At 62.5% G+C, this 17,568-nt stretch carries 24 protein-coding genes and 2 tRNA genes; 14 read left to right on the top strand and 12 right to left on the bottom strand.

Translation table 11 applies throughout. The features are described 5' to 3' along the window. Positions 1-359 precede the first annotated feature (359 nt). A complete protein-coding gene (locus AC1DYO_RS21695; RefSeq protein ID WP_477266552.1) occupies positions 360-623 on the top strand; it encodes a hypothetical protein in 264 nt (87 codons plus the stop codon). Between the two features lie 21 nt (positions 624-644). Here AC1DYO_RS21695 and AC1DYO_RS21690 read toward each other — a convergent pair whose 3' ends face one another. From AC1DYO_RS21690 to AC1DYO_RS21675, 4 genes are all read right to left on the bottom strand, one after another. Beyond that, positions 645-902: a DUF982 domain-containing protein gene (locus AC1DYO_RS21690; RefSeq protein WP_477266551.1), complete on the bottom strand. Its 258-nt coding sequence runs from the start codon at positions 900-902 to the stop codon at positions 645-647. A gap of 55 nt (positions 903-957) precedes the next feature. After that, positions 958-1,320: a sunset domain-containing protein gene (locus AC1DYO_RS21685; RefSeq protein ID WP_477266550.1), complete on the bottom strand. Its 363-nt coding sequence runs from the start codon at positions 1,318-1,320 to the stop codon at positions 958-960. A gap of 511 nt (positions 1,321-1,831) precedes the next feature. Then, complete coding sequence (locus tag AC1DYO_RS21680; RefSeq protein WP_477266549.1) at positions 1,832-2,029, bottom strand: hypothetical protein; 198 nt, start codon at positions 2,027-2,029, stop codon at positions 1,832-1,834. A gap of 332 nt (positions 2,030-2,361) precedes the next feature. Further along, positions 2,362-2,670, bottom strand: a complete 309-nt coding sequence (locus AC1DYO_RS21675) for a hypothetical protein (protein ID WP_477266548.1) — start codon at positions 2,668-2,670, stop codon at positions 2,362-2,364. A gap of 125 nt (positions 2,671-2,795) precedes the next feature. On the opposite strand from AC1DYO_RS21675, the gene AC1DYO_RS21670 reads away from it, so the two are divergent. After that, positions 2,796-3,332 (top strand): hypothetical protein, encoded by a 537-nt coding sequence (locus AC1DYO_RS21670; protein ID WP_477266547.1) that lies wholly within the window; start codon positions 2,796-2,798, stop codon positions 3,330-3,332. A 182-nt stretch (positions 3,333-3,514) separates the two neighbouring features. On the opposite strand, the gene AC1DYO_RS21665 is transcribed toward AC1DYO_RS21670, so the two are convergent. Together AC1DYO_RS21665 and AC1DYO_RS21660 are read right to left on the bottom strand one after the other, a co-directional pair. Then, positions 3,515-4,855: a site-specific integrase gene (locus AC1DYO_RS21665; RefSeq protein ID WP_477266546.1), complete on the bottom strand. Its 1,341-nt coding sequence runs from the start codon at positions 4,853-4,855 to the stop codon at positions 3,515-3,517. Between the two features lie 483 nt (positions 4,856-5,338). Next, positions 5,339-5,413 (bottom strand) — tRNA-Thr (locus AC1DYO_RS21660). Between the two features lie 149 nt (positions 5,414-5,562). Here AC1DYO_RS21660 and AC1DYO_RS21655 point away from each other — a divergent pair. The 10 genes from AC1DYO_RS21655 (at position 5,563) to AC1DYO_RS21610 (ending at position 12,019) form a co-directional block, all read left to right on the top strand. Then, on the top strand, positions 5,563-5,739 hold the full coding sequence (locus tag AC1DYO_RS21655) for a hypothetical protein (RefSeq protein ID WP_477266545.1): 177 nt from the start codon (positions 5,563-5,565) through the stop codon (positions 5,737-5,739). Positions 5,740-5,880: 141 nt separating this feature from the next. Next, a complete protein-coding gene (gene murA / locus AC1DYO_RS21650; protein ID WP_477266544.1) occupies positions 5,881-7,173 on the top strand; it encodes a UDP-N-acetylglucosamine 1-carboxyvinyltransferase in 1,293 nt (430 codons plus the stop codon). A 351-nt stretch (positions 7,174-7,524) separates the two neighbouring features. Next, on the top strand, positions 7,525-7,959 hold the full coding sequence (locus AC1DYO_RS21645) for a DUF2948 family protein (RefSeq protein WP_477266543.1): 435 nt from the start codon (positions 7,525-7,527) through the stop codon (positions 7,957-7,959). Between the two features lie 110 nt (positions 7,960-8,069). Beyond that, complete coding sequence (gene hisD, locus AC1DYO_RS21640) at positions 8,070-9,362, top strand: histidinol dehydrogenase (RefSeq protein WP_477266542.1); 1,293 nt, start codon at positions 8,070-8,072, stop codon at positions 9,360-9,362. Positions 9,363-9,368: 6 nt separating this feature from the next. Next, positions 9,369-9,854 (top strand): UPF0262 family protein, encoded by a 486-nt coding sequence (locus AC1DYO_RS21635; protein WP_436258270.1) that lies wholly within the window; start codon positions 9,369-9,371, stop codon positions 9,852-9,854. 124 nt (positions 9,855-9,978) lie between these two features. Further along, entirely contained in the window at positions 9,979-10,431 is a 453-nt protein-coding gene (locus tag AC1DYO_RS21630) for an arsenate-mycothiol transferase ArsC (protein WP_477266541.1), read from the top strand. A gap of 87 nt (positions 10,432-10,518) precedes the next feature. Beyond that, positions 10,519-10,737: a translation initiation factor IF-1 gene (infA, locus tag AC1DYO_RS21625; RefSeq protein ID WP_006200926.1), complete on the top strand. Its 219-nt coding sequence runs from the start codon at positions 10,519-10,521 to the stop codon at positions 10,735-10,737. Between the two features lie 18 nt (positions 10,738-10,755). Beyond that, entirely contained in the window at positions 10,756-11,382 is a 627-nt protein-coding gene (locus AC1DYO_RS21620; RefSeq protein ID WP_477266540.1) for a Maf-like protein, read from the top strand. Next, complete coding sequence (yacG, locus tag AC1DYO_RS21615; protein ID WP_477266539.1) at positions 11,379-11,570, top strand: DNA gyrase inhibitor YacG; 192 nt, start codon at positions 11,379-11,381, stop codon at positions 11,568-11,570. Before AC1DYO_RS21620 ends, yacG begins: the two co-directional genes overlap by 4 nt. A gap of 373 nt (positions 11,571-11,943) precedes the next feature. After that, positions 11,944-12,019: transfer RNA gene (locus tag AC1DYO_RS21610), tRNA-Phe, on the top strand. A 102-nt stretch (positions 12,020-12,121) separates the two neighbouring features. Here AC1DYO_RS21610 and AC1DYO_RS21605 read toward each other — a convergent pair. Continuing rightward, on the bottom strand, positions 12,122-12,721 hold the full coding sequence (locus tag AC1DYO_RS21605) for an SOS response-associated peptidase (protein WP_477266619.1): 600 nt from the start codon (positions 12,719-12,721) through the stop codon (positions 12,122-12,124). 64 nt (positions 12,722-12,785) lie between these two features. Beyond that, on the bottom strand, positions 12,786-13,049 hold the full coding sequence (locus AC1DYO_RS21600; protein WP_477266538.1) for a DUF982 domain-containing protein: 264 nt from the start codon (positions 13,047-13,049) through the stop codon (positions 12,786-12,788). A gap of 191 nt (positions 13,050-13,240) precedes the next feature. On the opposite strand from AC1DYO_RS21600, the gene AC1DYO_RS21595 reads away from it, so the two are divergent. Then, on the top strand, positions 13,241-13,699 hold the full coding sequence (locus AC1DYO_RS21595) for a hypothetical protein (protein WP_477266537.1): 459 nt from the start codon (positions 13,241-13,243) through the stop codon (positions 13,697-13,699). Between the two features lie 101 nt (positions 13,700-13,800). On the opposite strand, the gene AC1DYO_RS21590 is transcribed toward AC1DYO_RS21595, so the two are convergent. Next, positions 13,801-14,010: a DUF768 domain-containing protein gene (locus AC1DYO_RS21590; protein WP_477266536.1), complete on the bottom strand. Its 210-nt coding sequence runs from the start codon at positions 14,008-14,010 to the stop codon at positions 13,801-13,803. 22 nt (positions 14,011-14,032) lie between these two features. Continuing rightward, positions 14,033-14,326, bottom strand: a complete 294-nt coding sequence (locus AC1DYO_RS21585) for a hypothetical protein (RefSeq protein WP_477266535.1) — start codon at positions 14,324-14,326, stop codon at positions 14,033-14,035. A 36-nt stretch (positions 14,327-14,362) separates the two neighbouring features. Between AC1DYO_RS21585 and AC1DYO_RS21580 the strand changes: the two genes are divergently transcribed. After that, positions 14,363-15,127: a pseudouridine synthase gene (locus AC1DYO_RS21580; protein WP_477266534.1), complete on the top strand. Its 765-nt coding sequence runs from the start codon at positions 14,363-14,365 to the stop codon at positions 15,125-15,127. A gap of 180 nt (positions 15,128-15,307) precedes the next feature. Here the strand turns inward: AC1DYO_RS21580 and AC1DYO_RS21575 are convergent, their stop codons facing one another. Both AC1DYO_RS21575 and AC1DYO_RS21570 read right to left on the bottom strand, forming a co-directional pair. Further along, on the bottom strand, positions 15,308-15,889 hold the full coding sequence (locus AC1DYO_RS21575) for a histidine phosphatase family protein (RefSeq protein WP_477266533.1): 582 nt from the start codon (positions 15,887-15,889) through the stop codon (positions 15,308-15,310). A gap of 145 nt (positions 15,890-16,034) precedes the next feature. Then, on the bottom strand, positions 16,035-17,369 hold the full coding sequence (locus AC1DYO_RS21570; RefSeq protein WP_477266532.1) for a dicarboxylate/amino acid:cation symporter: 1,335 nt from the start codon (positions 17,367-17,369) through the stop codon (positions 16,035-16,037). Positions 17,370-17,568 lie beyond the last annotated feature (199 nt).

The following is a 17,568-nucleotide window of genomic DNA, read 5'->3' as shown; positions in this document are numbered from 1 at the left end:
GCGACTTGGTTGCAGCAGGGATGCCGGCTGGGGTTTTGCAAAGCCAAAGCAGGCACCGCATTGGTTCTGTTTTGAGCATCGTGGCGATGGTGAGAAACACCTGTGAGACAAAGTAATGCCAGCCGAGCAACAGCAAGGCGATCCTCCGGGGACGAACTGGGAGCTTGCCGCCGATGAGGTCATTGCGACATGCGGCGGGGATGCCCGAGAGGCAGTGAAGGCGCTTCTAGTCGCCAATGCCACATTGGAGCGTGAGGTGGCGCTATGGGCTCCTGCGGTGAGCTACGGCTTCAGCCGTGGGTGGCATAGACGCCAGCGCGGCGGGTCGGATTAAAGAACTCCAACGAAGGGCATGCAGCATGTCAGAAAACATCCTCCCGCAGCCGAAGATGCCCAAGCTGATCGTTGTCACCGCCTTCGACCGCGATGAGAGCGGCGACCTTCAGCCTGTCTTTGGACCAGCTGAACAGCAGACCGAGGAGCGGGCAATAAGAACCGCGAAGGGCTTGGCGGGGAAACATGCCGGGGTCATTGCGTGGTCACGGGATGCTAACCCACCGCTGGGCGAATACGGGGAACCGACAACGCTGTTTGTGGGTGGCGAAGTGCCCGACATGGAGTGATCTAGCATCGCTCGCAGATACTCAGTCAGCCCCCTCATGAGCGGTGCGGAGCTTCCCCTCCTCAATCGCGGCAGCTCGGAACGCCTTACGGACCTCCTGAGGTGTCGCCTGATCGGCCAGGCAGGCCATACAGACGCGCACCGCGAGGTTCCAGCTAGGCCCACGCTTGGTCCACTGAAGGAGAAGTTCGGAGGCTGCCTCGACGTTGCTGACGTTGTGCGTCATGCCGGCGCGTTCGCCGCTTACAGGGACCGGAGGATTGAACCAATGGAGAGCCATGGCGGCTACTCGCTACTATCGAACACGACGAGCGGGCTCAAGGCGGTTGCCGCCGTCATACCTTCGCCTTTCGCCAACCGGCCCACCATGCCTCCCACTGCGAGCAGAACCATCGCTCCCCTCTTGCAGGGTTGATGCGAGTAGCCGAGTAATACGCTTGGCCTGGCATGTGATAGATGTGCTCGCCCCGTTCGTTGATGTTGCCCTTGATGTCGCAGCCCGCCTTTTGGACTGTCACAACGCTCGATGGAGTTCCGGAGTAATGAACGCGCGGGAGGTGCGGCTGATCGTTGGTCGCAACATAGGCGACTGACGTAATCGCCAGTAGCGCAAGCACTATCGTAAACCGAGCAGCTAGGAGCGAGCGCCAAAATGGCTTTCGCCGTCTCGCCCATTTGGGATGAACCACTCTGCTCATCGCCTCTCCCCGAACATAGAATGCGTCCACTAGGGTTAGAAGTCCAGAAGAGGCGGACAACGGCGGGGACACGACATCGCGATAACTCCCCCCCTATGGGGTAGGAGTGGCCCCCTGGTGGCCTTAGGCGCTCGCGGCATCAAGACTACTTCAGCTGAGAGGGACTGCGATCCTCGCCTTCATCGGCCCACTGCAAACCGTCCCATTCGGCCGCCAGTTGGTAGTGCTCAAACTGACTGCCTTGAGTACCGGAAAGACTGGCGGCAAGTCCGCCTAGAAGAGGAAGGAGAGGGAAGCCAATCCCCAACCGGGCCTCCTCCCAGTCACTCCCCAAACGGAATCTCGTTCCCAGCACCTTGGCGGCCGAAGGCCCGTCCATCACGCGGTGCCTGGGGTCTCCCGCCACAACGGCTAGCACCACACCCACATCCCGTACCGAGCGTTTGGGGTCTCGCCTCAAAGGCCCGGAGGACCATGGGGTAGGCATTGGGTGGGGACACACCTAGTCCGGTCAACTCGTCGGGCGCTCCAGGTTGACCAGGAAGTTGCTCTTGGCCTCCGCGCCGTATTGCATCGCGGCAACGCCCGTCACCGTGAAAACGATCCCCAGCGGAAACACCACCCCGAGCAACACGAAGGCGGTGCCGAACAGCAGCCAAGGGTAGCGCACCAGGTGCGGCATCAGGCCAACCGCGATCAGCAGCTTCATTTGAAGATTCCAAATCGAGCACAGAGCACGGGCGGCCACCGGGACCATATCGTTCAAAGAGTCTTCCAGTCGCGCAAAGTCGCTTCGTGGGGCAGCACTGCTTTCAACGGGGTCGGGTGCCTGTTGGGCCTCAGCCCTTGGTGATTGCGGGGCGCTCCCTTTCCCAGGCATTAGCCACCCGATGACGAAGCCAATGGGGCCGAAGACTAAAGCTCCATTCACGCCGCCGCCCAATGCCACAACACCTGTGCTAAGACCAATTAAGCAGCCGAGGCCGCCGCCAAGCAGGCCGCGTGTGAGCCGACTATGCAAGTAGCGCGGGGCCGGACCGCTCATCCGAACGAGAACGTGAAGGGCTTGCCTCCAAGGGTGCCCGAGCCGGTCCCGCGAGTGCCCGTCGAAACAAATGTGAAGGGGCCGCTTGAGCCGTCGCTGCAAGTGAACGTGCCGCTGCCCTCGCGGTTTGTCGTATAGACGAAGTCACCTTTGCAGGTGCGGCCCTTGTTGCTCACAATGGAAAGCGTTCCGGCTCCGTCGATTTGGCCGGTGGCCGACCCCGTGAAGGTCTCCGACCCATCACCCGACTGGCCCCTCACCGGCAGCGTCATCGCGCAACCACTAATCGTCAGCATCGCCGCCATGGCTACGCAAGCATTCCGCATAAGACTCGCCCCCAAATATGCTGGCAGGAGCTATACATCTAAACCGCAAGTAGGCAATCGACCCACCGACCCCCACAACGGTGGCCCACACAGGATTGATGATGATGACCGAAGAAGAGCAGATCGCCGCTATGCTCCAGATGAGACCACTGTTGAGGGTGGACCTCTATCTTGATCTCCAGGCCGAAGCCTGCCTCATCAAAGGCGAGCAGATCAAGGCGAAATTAGAAGATGTAATCGGGAGTGACCCCAGCGACCCTATGGATGCCAGTGGGGTCACGGAACTACATCGTGAGTTTTGGTTTTGGGTCCTAGGGACCTATGAATTCTCGCGGACGCTCACTGATCAGAAAGCGGGTTTCGCCCCAGACGTCAGAAAGGCAATGGCGGATAATCTGACCTTTCTTACATTGCTACGTGTACCGTTCGCGAAACTTCGCCCAGCGGGAACCAAGGGCCTGAGGACAATCGGCAGTGGTGCATTCCTCTCAATTAGCCGCATTGCCCGTTTCCCTGCTGACTTGTTTTTCAAAGTAATGGTGGGCACGACCGAGCATGAATATGGAATGAGAGCGACTATCGATCACTTTGAGGCGTTCGTGGCTACCGTCAAAGATGCAATTCGAGCGATGCCTTCATGAGTGAGGCCTACGGCGATATCCGAACGCGCATACGCCCCGCAATGCAACACCGCGCCAAACCAGCGGTCTTGCACGAGGTTACTCTCGCCGCTCATCCCCAAAGGTCGCATCTCCACTCGGGACGTAGTGGCGGCGATGATGGATGCCACAAGCTCCCAGCACTAGAAACTGCGAAGTCCCCCTCAATTGGCACTGATTGCGGGCAGCGGAAGCACCGGCACAACCTTGAGCATCTCCGCAGCAAGGCCTGGCAACATGGCATCCGATGAGCCGTACTTGACGTGAACCGAGGGGGAGGAGTGACCCGCCATATACTCCCGAGCACTGTCCTCCACACCGTAGCGCCGGCAGAGGTCAACGAAGAGGTGGCGCAGGCCGTGATTAGGAGCAACCCCAGGGCGGACCAGGCCCACCGCCTTGCTCTTCACCCACCGCCCGATGAGCGACGTTGCGCCGTCCCTGAATAGCTGACCAGAAGGAGCCGCCCTCGCCCACTCAAGGAAACCTTCAGCCTCCAGGGCCGGGTGGACGGGAATGCGCCGTTCACTGCTAGCCGTCTTGAGGGAGCGCTTACCGGCGCTTGTCACCTTGAGGAACCACGATCCCTCCGCCTCAAAGAAATCAGCCTTCCTCAGGGTGTTCGCTTCGCTAATCCGAAGGCCGGCATAGAGGCACAGCCAGGGCAGCCAGCGCTTGCTCGCGTCGGTCTCCTTCCGAGCTGCCTTGAGGACCGTGCGGGCCTCCTCAAGACGATACGCGGTCTCGCCGCCAGGTTTCTCCACATAGCTTGGCAGTTCGACCTTACCCGAGATCGTCTCCGCCGCCGTCATGGCCTCACGGTGCTCACGCAGGCGCTTACCCCAGTTGATGATGGTCCCAAGGTTGACGAGCCTATCCGCGATGGACCGATTGGACGGCTCTCCCGCGTCCAGCATCGTATCCGCCCAGGCTTCGACCTCATGGACTGTTACGGTTGCCGCATTGGTTGAGCCCCGGTGGCAAGCGAAGGCATCGGCAATGCGCTTGTACTTCTTGACCGAGTTCTCTGGCATAGGCTTGGAGCCCTGCCCCGCGCTCCGCTTTGTGGCCTGAGCATCGATGATCGTGGCGAATGTGACCACGGGACGGACTGGCGAGGCCGCTACAGGGCCGGACTCCAGGACGAAGCTGGGAGCGCCCTCAAGCTCGGGGACCGGCCTGTAGTCGCCCCCACTACGCGCCACTAAGCCCCGTCGAGCAGCCCCCATCATGTCCGCCAGGTCGAAGGTCAGAAGACGCCGCGCCTCCTCCGTGACCAGGAGCCCCCTAGCCGCAAGGGCCGCATCAGCCTCGGCCCCATGCTCGCCTTCCAGAGCCATCACGAAGTCTGGCCCCATGCTCGCTTGGAGTGCTGGGAACGTGATGAATAGGGCGAGGGCCAATCGGACCCGTTCATGGTCGCCGGCCTTGAAGTATTCGAGCAGAGCGCCCCGAAATTCAGCACGTTCGCCGGGAGCCATTGAGGCCATTGCAGCGGCAAGCACCCCGCCATCGTCCGCACGGGGCCTAGGGGTGGGGAGACTTGGGGGAGCGTAGAACGGCTCGTCCTCATGCGCAGCCAGGAAGGCCTTGGCGTACTCTCCCGCGAGTGCGAAGCGTTGCTTCTGGGTTAGGCCCCGAGGACCGTGCTCCAGGAGCGCCCCCCAGGCCCCAAGCTTGAGGTCCCAGACAGCGAGGCGCTTTCGGTAGACCTCGCCGGCCCGATCCCGATCATGCTCCCCAAGGGACTGAGTGAATTCTTGACTTTTCCCCAGGTCGGAGACGCCCAGAGATCGCAAATCGTCGCGCCGATCCCATAACCTTTGGGGGACACGGAACTTGCCCTGCCACACCTCGGAGCCTTTGCGTTTAGACAGACCCCTCATTCGCCACCGCTTACCAGCCATACCAGAGCACTTTTCCATAACAGTCCGAATTGACGGAAGCCACGGAAAACTCTAAGCTTTTGATGCTGCTTCGAAAACAAATGGTGCTGCGAGAGAGGATTGAACTCTCGACCTCTCCCTTACCAAGGGAGTGCTCTACCACTGAGCTACCGCAGCCGCTGATGGCGGGGCTTCTGCCATATCGAACCGGCAAGCGCAAGGCATCTGTGAAAGGCTTTGCCAGACAAGTTTCGCTGACAAGCCGGCGCCACAATGCTAGCTATCCCTGAACGGCGGGCCGGCTGGCCACCGGATGGGACAAAATAATGAACGACACGGCAATTCCACCGAAAAAGGGCGGGACCAGCCGCAAAGATCGGCTGGCAGAGCAGTTGCGCGCCAATCTCATGAAGCGCAAGACGCAGGCGCGTTCACGGCGCACCGGCGATCCTGACTCCCGGCCAGAAGGCTTGGCGACTGCTGAAAAAATGCACAAGGACTGACCGATATCGGCCGCACTGGGCCGCCACCTTGGCCAAAGGGGCCAAGAAATCCTATTTCTTGAACCAAGCCGGCCAATGGTCTAGACGGGCCGATACTCAAACTGACGAAACCGGCCTTTCGGGCCGAGGGGACATTCTCTCATGGATCGCATCAGAATTGTCGGCGGCAACAAGCTCGCCGGAAGCATTCCGATTTCGGGCGCGAAAAACGCAGCCCTGCCGCTGATGATCGCGTCGCTGCTCACCGACGATACGCTGACGCTGGAAAATGTGCCGCATCTGGCCGATGTCGAGCAGCTGATCCGCATCCTCGGCAATCACGGCGTCGATTATTCGGTCAACGGCCGCCGCGAAAAGCAGAATGAAGGCTATTCGCGCACCATCAATTTCTCGGCCCGCAACATCGTCGACACGACCGCGCCTTACGAGCTGGTGTCGAAGATGCGGGCATCGTTCTGGGTGATCGGCCCGCTGCTGGCCCGCATGGGCGAGGCCAAAGTGTCGCTGCCCGGCGGTTGCGCCATCGGCACGCGCCCGGTCGATCTGTTCCTCGAAGGCCTGCAGGCGCTGGGCGCCGACATCGATGTCGATACCGGCTATGTGCTGGCCAAGACCAGGAACGGCCGCCTTGTCGGCAACCGCTATATCTTCCCGAAAGTCTCCGTCGGCGCCACCCATGTGCTGATGATGGCGGCGGCGCTCGCCAAGGGCGAAACGGTTCTGGAAAACGCCGCCTGCGAGCCCGAGATCGTCAACCTCGCCGAATGCCTCAACGCCATGGGCGCCAGGATCTCCGGCGCCGGCACGCCGACGATCACGATCGATGGCGTCGAATCGCTGTCGGGCGCGCGCGTGCGCGTCATCCCGGACCGCATCGAGACCGGCACCTATGCCATGGCGGTGGCCATGACCGGCGGCGACGTGGTGCTGGAAGGCGCCCGCCCCGAACTGCTGCAGACCGCGCTCGACGTCATTGCGCAGACCGGCGCCGAGATCACGCCGACCAATTCCGGCATCCGCGTGCGGCGCAACGGCGCCGGCATTTCGCCGGTCGACGTGACGACGGCGCCCTTCCCGGCCTTCCCGACCGACCTGCAGGCGCAGTTCATGGGCCTGATGACCATGGCCAAGGGCAAGTCGCGCATCACCGAGACCATCTTCGAAAACCGCTTCATGCACGTCCAGGAACTGGCACGGCTCGGCGCCCACATCACGCTTTCGGGCCAGACGGCGATCGTCGACGGCGTGTCGAAGCTGAAGGGCGCACCCGTGATGGCGACCGATCTGCGCGCCTCGGTGTCGCTGGTCATCGCCGGCCTCGCGGCCGAAGGTGAGACGACGGTCAACCGCGTCTACCATCTCGACCGCGGTTTTGAGCGCCTGGAAGAAAAGCTGTCCAACTGCGGCGCGGTGATCGAGCGGATTTCGGCTTAACGACCGCTTCTGCGCTGGCGATTGGCGAAAGCCGTGGTGACGGCTGATCTCCCCCCTTGCGGGGGAGATGTCCAGCAGGAAAGAGGGGGGTGTGAAGGATCGCCAACCTTCGAAACCAACCCATTCCGAACGGCGAAACCGACGCGGGGACGCAGCACCGATCGGGGAAAGGCCGGCGGGACAGCACCCCCCTCTGCCCTGCCGGGCATCTCCCCCGCAAGGGGGGAGATCAGCAGCTTCGCCGCCGACGCCATCAGCCGATTGCCTCAAGGCGGATTTGTGTCGCGGTTGCACCGACTGGAAAGACCGCCTAACAGAAGGCTGAAACCAACTTTCAGGTGTGCAGTCCGCATGGCAGCCCTCAAACTCATTGCGCTCGACGATCAGGATCTGAGCATTGTCTCGGCCCACGTCCAGGACGCCGTGATGAAGGTTTCGGACCTCGAATACCTGCCTTCGGCCAAGCGTTTCGTGCTGACCATGAACCGCTTCGTCTGGGAGGCGAAGTCCGCGCTGTTCAGCCAGCACAATGAGCGACGCCAGGCGGTGCTGCATTTCGACCGCGTGCTCGGCGCCAAGACCAGCGGCATTGCCCGCGACCGGCCGGCCGAGGTGCTGTCGCTCTTGGCAATCAGCTTTGTCGAGATCAGCAAGCCGGCCGGCATTGTCGAGCTGATCTTTTCCGGCGGCGGCGCCATCATGCTCGACGTCGAGTGCATCGAGGCGCGGCTTGCCGATATAGGCGGCGCGTGGGAAGCCACCTCACGTCCGCTGCACAGGGGCTAAAGCATGATCCCAAAAAGTGGGTACCGGTTTTTGGAAAAGATCATGCTCCAACAAAGGGTTAGATCATGGTGATATTTCAACCAAATATCATCATGATCTAGGCGCAGCCGATGGCCATCACGCTCCGCCAGTCCGACGCCGGTTTCGAACAGCGTTTCGCCGCCTTCCTGACCACCAAGCGGGAAGTCTCGGAGGACGTCGACACTGCGGTGCGCGCCATCATCGCGCGGGTTCGTGCCGAGGGCGACGCGGCGCTGATCGACTATTCCAGGAAATTCGATCGCGCCGAGCTCGACAGGCTCGGCATCGCCGTGTCGAAAGACGACATCGCTAAAGCCTACAAAGAAGCCGACCCGCAGACAGTCGAGGCGCTGAAGTTTGCCCGCGACCGCATCCGCGCCCATCACGAACGGCAAAAGCCCAGGGATGACCGCTATACCGATGCCGCCGGCGTCGAGCTCGGCTCGCGCTGGACGGCGATCGAGGCAGTCGGGCTCTATGTGCCGGGCGGCACGGCGAGCTATCCAAGCTCGGTGCTGATGAATGCCGTGCCGGCCAAGGTGGCCGGCGTCGAGCGCATCGTCATCGTCGTGCCGGCGCCGGGCGGCGTCATCAATCCGCTGGTGCTGGTGGCCGCCGACATGGCTGGCGTCTCGGAAATCTACCGCGTCGGTGGCGCGCAGGCGATCGCCGCCCTCGCCTATGGCACCGAAACGATAAAGCCGGTCGCCAAGATCGTCGGACCCGGCAATGCCTATGTCGCGGCGGCCAAGCGCCAGGTGTTCGGCACCGTCGGCATCGACATGATCGCCGGCCCGTCGGAAGTGCTGGTCGTAGCAGACGGCAGCAATGATCCCGACTGGATCGCCGCCGACCTTTTGGCGCAGGCCGAGCATGACGTGTCGGCGCAATCGATCCTGATCACCGACGATCCGGCCTTCGGCAAAGCCGTCGAGCGGGCGGTCGAGCGGCAGCTGCAGAGCCTGCCGCGCGCCGAAACGGCGGCTGCCAGCTGGCGCGATTTCGGCGCCGTGATCCTGGTGGAGACCATCGAGGCCTCGCTGCCGCTGGTCGACCGCATTGCCGCCGAACATGTCGAGCTTGCCATTGATGATGCCGAGGGTTTCCTGGCGAAAATGCGCAATGCAGGCGCAGTGTTTCTCGGCCGCCATACGCCCGAAGTCATCGGCGACTATGTCGGCGGCTCCAACCATGTGCTGCCGACGGCGCGTTCGGCGCGGTTCTCGTCGGGCCTGTCGGTGCTCGATTTCGTCAAGCGCACCTCGATCCTGAAGCTCGGGCCGGAGCAGCTGAGGGCGCTGGCGCCGGCGGCAATTGCGCTGGCCAAGGCGGAAGGCCTCGACGCGCATGGCCGCTCCGTTGCCATTCGGCTGAACATGTAGGCGGCCATGGCGGACGGCGATCCAACCCGCGCAAGACTGATCGACGTCGAACTCGACGAATCGATCGGCCGTTCGACGCCCGACGTCGAACATGAGCGCGCGGTGGCGATCTTCGACCTGATCGAGGAAAACAGCTTTCAGCCGGTCAATGATGACGGCGCCGGGCCTTACCGCTTGAAACTGTCGCTGGCCGAATCCCGGCTGGTGTTTGCGGTCGCCCGCGAGGACGGCGCGGCCGTCGTCACCCATATCCTGTCGCTGACGCCGCTCAGGCGCATCGTCAAGGACTACTATTTAATCTGCGAAAGCTACTACGACGCCATCCGCTCCTCCACGCCGAGCCATATCGAGGCGATCGACATGGGCCGGCGTGGTCTGCACAATGAGGGCTCGCAGACGCTGATGGACCGGCTTGCCGGCAAGATCGACATCGACTTCGACACGGCGCGACGGCTTTTCACGCTGGTCTGCGTGCTGCACTGGCGGGGTTAGATCAGGATGACGTTTCGTTGAATCGCCATCCTGATCTATCTCTTTGCTGGAGCATGATCTCTGGACAAAACGGTTTCCGTTTTGTCCGAGAAAACCGGTTTCCACTTTTCGGGATCATGCTCTAGTGCTGGCCGCGCTACCCCGCTCTATCCTGTTTTTGTGCGGCATGAACGCCGTGCGCTCGCCGATGGCCGAGCAGCTGGCGCGGCGCGTGCTGCCACCGGCCACTTTCGTTGCCTCTGCCGGCGTGCACAGGGGCGAGCGCGACCCGTTTGTCGATGCGGTGCTCGCCGAAGAAGGGCTGACGCTGGGCGAGCGCCAGCCGAGAGCAATGGACGATCTCGAGGACGACTATTTCGACCTGATCGTCACGCTGGCGCCCGAAGCCCATCACGCCGCGCTCGAACTCACCCGCTCGCTTGCCGTCGACGTCGAATACTGGCCGATGCCGGACCCGACCGGTGTCGGCGGCAGGCGCGAACAGATCATGGCCAGCTACCGCGACGTCCGCGAGCGGCTGAAAGCGCGGATTGGCCGACGTTTTTTTCTTCCAGAAGCAAAAAACGCCGCGGATTAAGCGTGTTCACAAGCGGACGATTATCATATAGGTTCCGCCGAAATTCCGGCCTGGGCGTCGGAACTGCAATCCAAGCAAAGGTATCGAATGCCGAAGGAAGAAGTCCTCGAGTTTCCGGGTGTCGTGACGGAATTGTTGCCGAATGCGATGTTCAGGGTGAAGCTCGAAAACGAACACGAAATCATCGCCCATACGGCCGGCCGCATGCGCAAGAACCGCATCCGCGTGCTGACCGGCGACAAGGTCCTGGTCGAGATGACGCCCTATGACCTGACCAAGGGCCGCATCACCTACCGTTTCAAGTAACAGCCGGCTGTAACCAGAATGAGCATTTTGCAAAAGCTGGTGCTTGCTTCTGGTTCACCGCGTCGGATCGAGCTGTTGCAGCAGGCCGGCATCGAGCCGGACCGCGTGCTGCCGGCCGATGTCGACGAAACGCCGCTCCGCGCCGAACATCCGCGCTCGCTGGCCAAGCGGCTGTCGAAGGAAAAGGCCGAGAAGGCGCTGGCCTCGCTGAAAAGCGAGGAAGACTATGCGCCGGGCTTCGTGCTGGCCGCCGATACGGTGGTCGCTGTGGGACGCCGCATCCTGCCCAAAGCCGAGACGCTGGACGACGCCGCTAATTGCCTTGGGCTCTTGTCCGGCCGTTCGCACCGGGTCTATTCCGGCATCTGCCTGATCACGCCGGGCGGCAAACTGCGCCAAAGGCTGGTTGAATCGAGGGTTCGCTTCAAGCGGCTGCCGCGCGAGGAGATCGACGCCTATGTCGCCTCCGGCGAATGGCGCGGCAAGGCCGGCGGCTATGCCGTGCAAGGCCTGGCCGGTTCCTTCGTCGTCAAGCTGGTCGGCTCCTACACCAACATCGTCGGCCTGCCCCTCTACGAGACGGTGGCGCTGCTTTCGGGCGAAGGCTTCAAGATCCACACCAGCTGGCACGCCGCGCGGCCATGAGCCTGGACGACAAGGTCACACCGCTGCGCCCGAAGCGCCCTTGCCCCGAATGCGGCAAGCCATCGGCGCGCGAGACCTATCCGTTCTGCTCGAAGCGCTGCAAGGACATCGACCTCAACCGCTGGCTGAAAGGCGCCTACGTCATCACCGCAAGGGATGACGAGGATGACAGCGACGAGCCGAAATAGGGGTTAGACGGCAGCGTTGCGGCCAAATCCCTTCGCCCCGTTCACGGGGGTGAGGAGTGGTCCGCGAAGCGGACGGAAAGCCAATTGCTTGGCTTTCCGAACGACGAACGCCCCGAGCGATAGCAAAGGGCCGCAGTGCCGGCAGGCGGATGAGGGGCGGCGCAGGCCGCGACAATTTCCCTTTGCCGACCAGCGCAATTGCTGCTTTGCCGACGCCGGTAGAGCCCCATCAGCTATCCGCGACAATTGCCCCGGAAAATCGGCGCTTAGGCGCTGGACAGGCCGGATTCCCGTGCTATAACCCACGCGCTTTCAAGGGGCGCCGACGGTGCTTTCCTGAAATCCGGTCAGCGATATATCGTTTGCCGGCGAGGCCCAGATAGCTCAGTTGGTAGAGCAGCGGACTGAAAATCCGCGTGTCGGTGGTTCGAATCCGCCTCTGGGCACCATCTCTTTCTCTGAAGAAATCAGGTGACTGACCTCGTACCGGCGGCTGCGCGCGGCTTCTTGAACCCGGGCCGCCGAGTGAGCCGATGTCCTTCGCAACGGACTCATGAACTTTCGGGGCGCACGGTCTCCACGCCCAGCGAGCCGGCCGGAAGCGGCTGTAGCAATTCGGCTTCCGGCTTCGTCAGACCGAGCCAGGCCGCCCAATCGCCGGGCTGAAGGACCACGACCTGTCGGTTGTGGTAGGGCGCGACATCCGGTCCAGGCTCGGTCGTCAGCATGGTGAAGCTGGGCGGCTTGTTGCCGACGGCTTCACGCCAAAGCCCTGCAATGGCCATGAACGGAGAGCCGTTGAGGGTGAAGCGATGCTTGGCCTTCGGATACTTCGTGCCCGTAAACTCGAAGAAGGCGGATGCCGGAACGAGGCAGCGTTTGCTGCCGACGAATTGCCGGCCTTCGGAGCGGAAGTTGAACACCGGTCCGCCTTTTGGTCCGGCCGGTGGAAATCCGAACGTCATCGAAGCCAGTTCAACAACCCCGGCGTCGCCGGCGGCGCGCATGATCGGGGCCGGATCATTGATGTGGATGTCGTCCGCCGGCGGCAGGTCAAGTTCGGTCTGGTGGGTCGGAATCTCGAGTGCCAACGACTTCAGCATCCGGCAATATTCAGCCCAGAGAATATGCTGCTCATAGTCATTGCACATAAAAGGCTCCGGACCGGGCTGCCAGTCTAAGGCAAACGACGAGGCGATGAAAAGTGGTGGGTGCTCAACCCTGACGGTCGCGCTCAACCAGAATATCGGCCTCTATCGCCGCATTGACGAAGGCCGCGCGGGCATAGTGCGCCTCTTTCAAGCCTTCTAGAACGCCAAGGCAGGCTTTGCGGGCGGCGACGTGATAGCGGCCTGTCTTCGCGGGCCAGCGGTTCATGAGGATGTCAGCGGCCTGCGCGACACGCTCCACCTTGTAGATCGTGTTTCTGGACCTGCCGAGCGCCACGCGAACCGGCTCATCGAAATGCTGGTCTTGCATGTTTTCCTTCCCGAACGCGGTCGCTAGTCAATTCGGGGGAGCCAGTTCGGTTCCACAGGGCGACTTGCCAACGCAAGAAAATCCCGCAGGCCGAAAATCACTTTGCGCGCATCGGCCAAATGGCGGATTTGATTTGCTTGGTGATCCCCTCTTCTTAGGGCAAACTGCCTGCCGGGGCTGCAGGAGGAGAAATGAGAGCACGCGCAGCTACGATCGGCGATCTCGAAGGTGTTTTCCGGGATCTGTCCACGCGGATGTCGGACGAGTATGTGGCTGCCGGCAAGGACAGCAAGGTCGCCTACGACAATCTGATGATGAATTTGAAGGAAGGCCGGGCGCACGCGCTGGTCGAGGGCGACAAGACGGTGGCGATCATCGCCTGGCATGAGAACAGCGACGCCGCGGACACGCTGTTTGCCGCGCAGGAGGGGTTTTTCAACGCCGTGACGGTCCGTTTCTGCAGGCGCCACATCCGCCACATCCAGGCGCTCGCCGGCAACCTTCCGATCCGCTCGCGCAGTTGGCTACAGCGGGCCGACGTCGCCAAATGGTTCCGCGTCATCGGTTATGTCGAAAGCGGCCAGGAGAACGGCGCCACTGTTTTCGAACTGCCGCCGGCGCGGGCGGCGCAATCTGTGCGCGCCGCGTAAGGCTGTGCACTAACCGCTCCGGCAAGGCCCGCAACGCAAGGGTGCAATCATAAAAGCCCACCGCCGAGAAGGCGAAGGGCCGATATTCGCCTGCGATGCGTTCAGATACCGGGTTGATCGAGTGCCTCGAAAATCACCCGTTCCGTCGAACCGAACTCCTCTTCGATCTCGCTGACGTCGAGGCCGCAATGCCGCGCATCGAGCGCAGCCCGCGTGCTGATGGTTCGAGCCGTTGCCTTGTCGGCAGACAGTTCGCCCGGCAGGTGCTTGTTTATCCAGCCTTGCAGAAAATCAACGCCGCGCTCGCTCATCTGTTTATCTGTCATCCGCGGATTATTCACCCAAAATGACCCCGGAAGCGACAATCTGGGCTGTCGCGCTGGTGAGCCTTCCCCGCTTCACGAGTATCGGTTTTTCGTAGATTTTCTTCATACCAATGCCCTTCGCGACGGATCGCTCGTCAGCAACAACGTCTTTCGCGAGGCCGCGTTCCATGGCTGGCGCTGAGCCCGGCGCCCCTGAGCTGGAGAACTCGGCTTCTGCCGAGAACAGCTCTGGACCTTTCACCCCCGGCGAACCCGATGTTTGCACTATGGCATGTTGCGCCACCATCGCGCCGCGTGGCATCTGTCGCTGCCGCTCATTTTGACGCAAAACAGGATTATGGCGCAGCCGCCCAATATTACCCGACAACCGGCCCCGGGAGCAGGCGTCAGCCTGAACCGGGCGCTTTCCAAGCTCGGCCTGTGCTCGCGCAAGCAGGCCGAGTTGCTGATCGCCGAGGGGCGCGTGCGGGTCGTCGGCAAGGTGGTGCGCGATCCGTCGCTGCGCGTCGATCTCAATCGCGACCGCATCACCGTCGACGGCGAGCACGTTGTTGCCGGGGCAAAGATATATCTGATGGTCAACAAGCCGCGCGGGCTGGTCACCACCCGCGACGACCCGCAGGGGCGCGGCACCGTCTATGACTGCCTCATCGGGCTCGACCTGCCTTTCGTGTCGCCGGTCGGGCGCCTCGACAAGGCCAGCGAAGGCCTATTGCTGATGACCAACGACACGCGCTGGGCGAATGGCCTGCTCGATCCGGCATCGCATGTCGCCAAGACCTATCACGTGCAAATAGGGGCCGTGCCCGACGAGGCGATGCTGGCGCGGTTTCGCGACGGCGTGGTCGTCGATGGCGAACCGCTGATCGCAAGCTCGATCGACATGCTGCGCAGCGGCGGCCGCACCGCGTGGCTGGAGATCGTGCTCGATGAGGGCCGCAACCGGCAGATCCGCCGGCTGCTCGGCGCCTTCGATGTGGAGGTGCTGAGGCTGGTAAGGGTGGCGATCGGCGGTTTGCAGCTCGGCGAGCTCGCCAAAGGTCAGGCGCGGCATCTGACGGCAGAGGAGCTGGCGCTGCTCGCAAATTCGGAACTGCGGTAGCCCCCTCACCCGGATTGCCAACCGAATTGCAAAGGGCAATTCGGGACAATCCGACCTCTCCCCGAGGGGAGAGGAGGTCGCCGGCGTCGGTGCTCGCCTCTTCTCCCCAGCGGGGAGAAGGTGGCCGCGAAGCGGCCGGATGAGGGGGCCTGGTGCTTCCGCGAGAAAGTGTAGGGACGACTATTTCTGGTTCCATTTGCGGATGACGGGCTCGGTCAAATCGTGCTCGTAGCCGAGGATGCTGATACTGGCGGTGTCGAGCACGAAGTGCGCGCCGCCCTCGGGCGGCAGGCCGAGCCAGCGCGCTGCCAGCACGCGCAGGAAATGCGAACTCGAAAACACCAGCACATTGCCCTCGATGGCGCGCAGCCCGGCGATGATGGTGTCGGCCCTGGCGCCGACATCCGCCGCGGCCTCGCCGCCAGGACAGCCGTTGCGAAACAATTGCCAGCCAGGGCGCTCGGCCAGAATCTCTTTCGTCTTCACGCCTTCATAGGCGCCATAGTCCCATTCCTGCAGGTCGTCCTTCTTGACGGCGGCGGCGCCGAAGCCAGCGAGCGTGCAAGTGTTGAAGGCGCGCTGCGACGGGCTTGACCATACAGCCTTGAAGGACAGGCCCTTGAGCCGGTCCGCAACACCGCGCGCGGCCGCCTCGCCCTTTGGTGTCAACGGTATGTCCGTGCGGCCGGTGTGTTTTCCCGAAGCGCTCCATTCGGTCTCGCCGTGACGGACCAGGTAGATCTCGGGAAACGCGTTGCTCATGCACGGGCCTTTCGGGTCTGGAAATCGCCCGCACCCTAGCCGGGAAGGCGTGGCCTGCACCAGCCACGCTGCACGCCGGCTCAGAAAGAAAAAAGCCGCAGCCGGCGAAACCGGCTGCGGCCTTGAGGTCGAACGCCTTGTGAGATCAGGCGGGCTGCAGATCGCCCGACAGTGCCAGGTCGGCTTCCTCGGACAATGTGCCGGCCATGGCGGCGGCGAACTTGGTCTGGTCAAGCTCACCTTCCCAGCGTGCAACGACGATGGTCGCTACCGCATTGCCGACGAAGTTGGTTAGCGCCCGGCACTCCGACATGAAACGATCGACGCCGAGGATGAGCGCCATGCCGGCGACCGGTACCGTAGGCACCACCGAGAGCGTTGCCGCCAGCGTGATGAAGCCGGCGCCGGTGATGCCGGCGGCACCCTTGGAGCTCAGCATGGCGACAGCCAGCAGCAGGATCTGGTCGCCATAGGTGAGCGGCGTGTCGGTCGCCTGGGCGATGAACAGAGCTGCCAGCGTCATGTAGATGTTGGTGCCGTCGAGGTTGAAGGAGTAACCGGTCGGGATGACCAGGCCGACCACCGAACGGTTGCAGCCGGCGCGCTCCATCTTGGCCATCAGGCCGGGCAACGCCGCTTCCGAGGACGAGGTGCCGAGCACCAGCAGCAGCTCTTCCTTGATGTAGCGGATCAAAGCGAGGATCGAGAAGCCGTTGTACCAGGCGACTGCGCCGAGCACGACCAGCACGAAGAGCAGCGACGTCAGGTAGAAAGTGCCGATCAGAAAGGCGAGGTTGGCGATCGCGCCGATGCCGTATTTGCCGACGGTGAAGGCCATGGCGCCGAAAGCACCGATGGGGGCGGCCTTCATCAGGATGGCGACGAGGCGGAAGATCGGCGACGTCAGCGCCTGCAGGAAGTCGACCACCGGACGGCCGCGATCGCCGACCAAAGCGAGAGAGATGCCGAACAGCACTGAGAAGAACAGCACCTGCAGGATGTCGCCCTGCGCAAAGGCGCCGGTGATGGTGTCGGGGATGATGTTGAGGAGGAAGCCGACGATGGTCGTGTCATGCGCCTTCTCGGTGAAGGTCGCGACCTTGGTGGGATCGAGCGTCGCTGCATTGATGTGCATGCCGGCACCCGGCTGAACGACGTTGGAGACGACCAGGCCGACGACCAGTGCCAGGGTCGAGAACACCAGGAAGTAGATCATCGCCTTGCCGGCGACGCGGCCGACCTTTTTCAGGTCGGAGACTCCGGCAATGCCGGTGGTCACCGTCAGGAAGATGACCGGCGCGATCACCATCTTGACCAGCTTGATGAAAGCATCGCCGAGCGGCTTCAGCGAAGCACCGAGTTCGGGATAGAAATGACCGAGCAGCACGCCGGCGGCGATCGCCGTCAGCACCTGTACGTAAAGATGCCGGTAGAAAGGTACCTTGCCGCGCGGTTCGGCGGCAGCGAAAGCTGGCTGCATGACGTCCTCCATGGCGCCCCGATCGAAAGCTCGACCTCCCGGGGCAGTTGTTTTGACCTCCGCAGCCTCGCGACTGCTGAATGGATCGTTGCAACTGCCGTGCCAGAGTGCGTGGCGCGGTCGTGCGCCTTGATTTTATTGACTATTCTAGAGAACCAACGCTGTGTTGGCCTGAAGCGAAGTGCGGACATCCGCATGA

The organism is Mesorhizobium sp. P2_F5 (genome assembly GCF_056403715.1).
The sequence above is the reverse complement of the archived record's forward strand: the minus strand, read 5'-3'. Positions and strand labels throughout refer to the sequence as shown.

What these genes read in the sequence shown, in the direction of transcription:
- AC1DYO_RS21655 (WP_477266545.1), top strand. Translation starts at nt 5,563, where the DNA reads ATGAACGACACGGCAATTCCACCGAAAAAGGGCGGGACCAGCCGCAAA.
- AC1DYO_RS21695 (WP_477266552.1), top strand. Translation starts at nt 360, where the DNA reads ATGTCAGAAAACATCCTCCCGCAGCCGAAGATGCCCAAGCTGATCGTT.
- AC1DYO_RS21620 (WP_477266540.1), top strand. Translation starts at nt 10,756, where the DNA reads ATGAGCATTTTGCAAAAGCTGGTGCTTGCTTCTGGTTCACCGCGTCGG.
- AC1DYO_RS21680 (WP_477266549.1), bottom strand. Translation starts at nt 2,029, where the DNA reads ATGAAGCTGCTGATCGCGGTTGGCCTGATGCCGCACCTGGTGCGCTAC.
- AC1DYO_RS21690 (WP_477266551.1), bottom strand. Translation starts at nt 902, where the DNA reads ATGGCTCTCCATTGGTTCAATCCTCCGGTCCCTGTAAGCGGCGAACGC.
- yacG (WP_477266539.1), top strand. Translation starts at nt 11,379, where the DNA reads ATGAGCCTGGACGACAAGGTCACACCGCTGCGCCCGAAGCGCCCTTGC.
- AC1DYO_RS21580 (WP_477266534.1), top strand. Translation starts at nt 14,363, where the DNA reads ATGGCGCAGCCGCCCAATATTACCCGACAACCGGCCCCGGGAGCAGGC.
- AC1DYO_RS21605 (WP_477266619.1), bottom strand. Translation starts at nt 12,721, where the DNA reads ATGTGCAATGACTATGAGCAGCATATTCTCTGGGCTGAATATTGCCGG.
- AC1DYO_RS21670 (WP_477266547.1), top strand. Translation starts at nt 2,796, where the DNA reads ATGACCGAAGAAGAGCAGATCGCCGCTATGCTCCAGATGAGACCACTG.
- AC1DYO_RS21645 (WP_477266543.1), top strand. Translation starts at nt 7,525, where the DNA reads ATGGCAGCCCTCAAACTCATTGCGCTCGACGATCAGGATCTGAGCATT.
- AC1DYO_RS21635 (WP_436258270.1), top strand. Translation starts at nt 9,369, where the DNA reads ATGGCGGACGGCGATCCAACCCGCGCAAGACTGATCGACGTCGAACTC.
- AC1DYO_RS21590 (WP_477266536.1), bottom strand. Translation starts at nt 14,010, where the DNA reads ATGAGCGAGCGCGGCGTTGATTTTCTGCAAGGCTGGATAAACAAGCAC.
- AC1DYO_RS21575 (WP_477266533.1), bottom strand. Translation starts at nt 15,889, where the DNA reads ATGAGCAACGCGTTTCCCGAGATCTACCTGGTCCGTCACGGCGAGACC.
- infA (WP_006200926.1), top strand. Translation starts at nt 10,519, where the DNA reads ATGCCGAAGGAAGAAGTCCTCGAGTTTCCGGGTGTCGTGACGGAATTG.
- hisD (WP_477266542.1), top strand. Translation starts at nt 8,070, where the DNA reads ATGGCCATCACGCTCCGCCAGTCCGACGCCGGTTTCGAACAGCGTTTC.
- AC1DYO_RS21570 (WP_477266532.1), bottom strand. Translation starts at nt 17,369, where the DNA reads ATGCAGCCAGCTTTCGCTGCCGCCGAACCGCGCGGCAAGGTACCTTTC.
- AC1DYO_RS21595 (WP_477266537.1), top strand. Translation starts at nt 13,241, where the DNA reads ATGAGAGCACGCGCAGCTACGATCGGCGATCTCGAAGGTGTTTTCCGG.
- AC1DYO_RS21585 (WP_477266535.1), bottom strand. Translation starts at nt 14,326, where the DNA reads ATGCCACGCGGCGCGATGGTGGCGCAACATGCCATAGTGCAAACATCG.
- AC1DYO_RS21685 (WP_477266550.1), bottom strand. Translation starts at nt 1,320, where the DNA reads ATGAGCAGAGTGGTTCATCCCAAATGGGCGAGACGGCGAAAGCCATTT.
- murA (WP_477266544.1), top strand. Translation starts at nt 5,881, where the DNA reads ATGGATCGCATCAGAATTGTCGGCGGCAACAAGCTCGCCGGAAGCATT.
- AC1DYO_RS21675 (WP_477266548.1), bottom strand. Translation starts at nt 2,670, where the DNA reads ATGGCGGCGATGCTGACGATTAGTGGTTGCGCGATGACGCTGCCGGTG.
- AC1DYO_RS21600 (WP_477266538.1), bottom strand. Translation starts at nt 13,049, where the DNA reads ATGCAAGACCAGCATTTCGATGAGCCGGTTCGCGTGGCGCTCGGCAGG.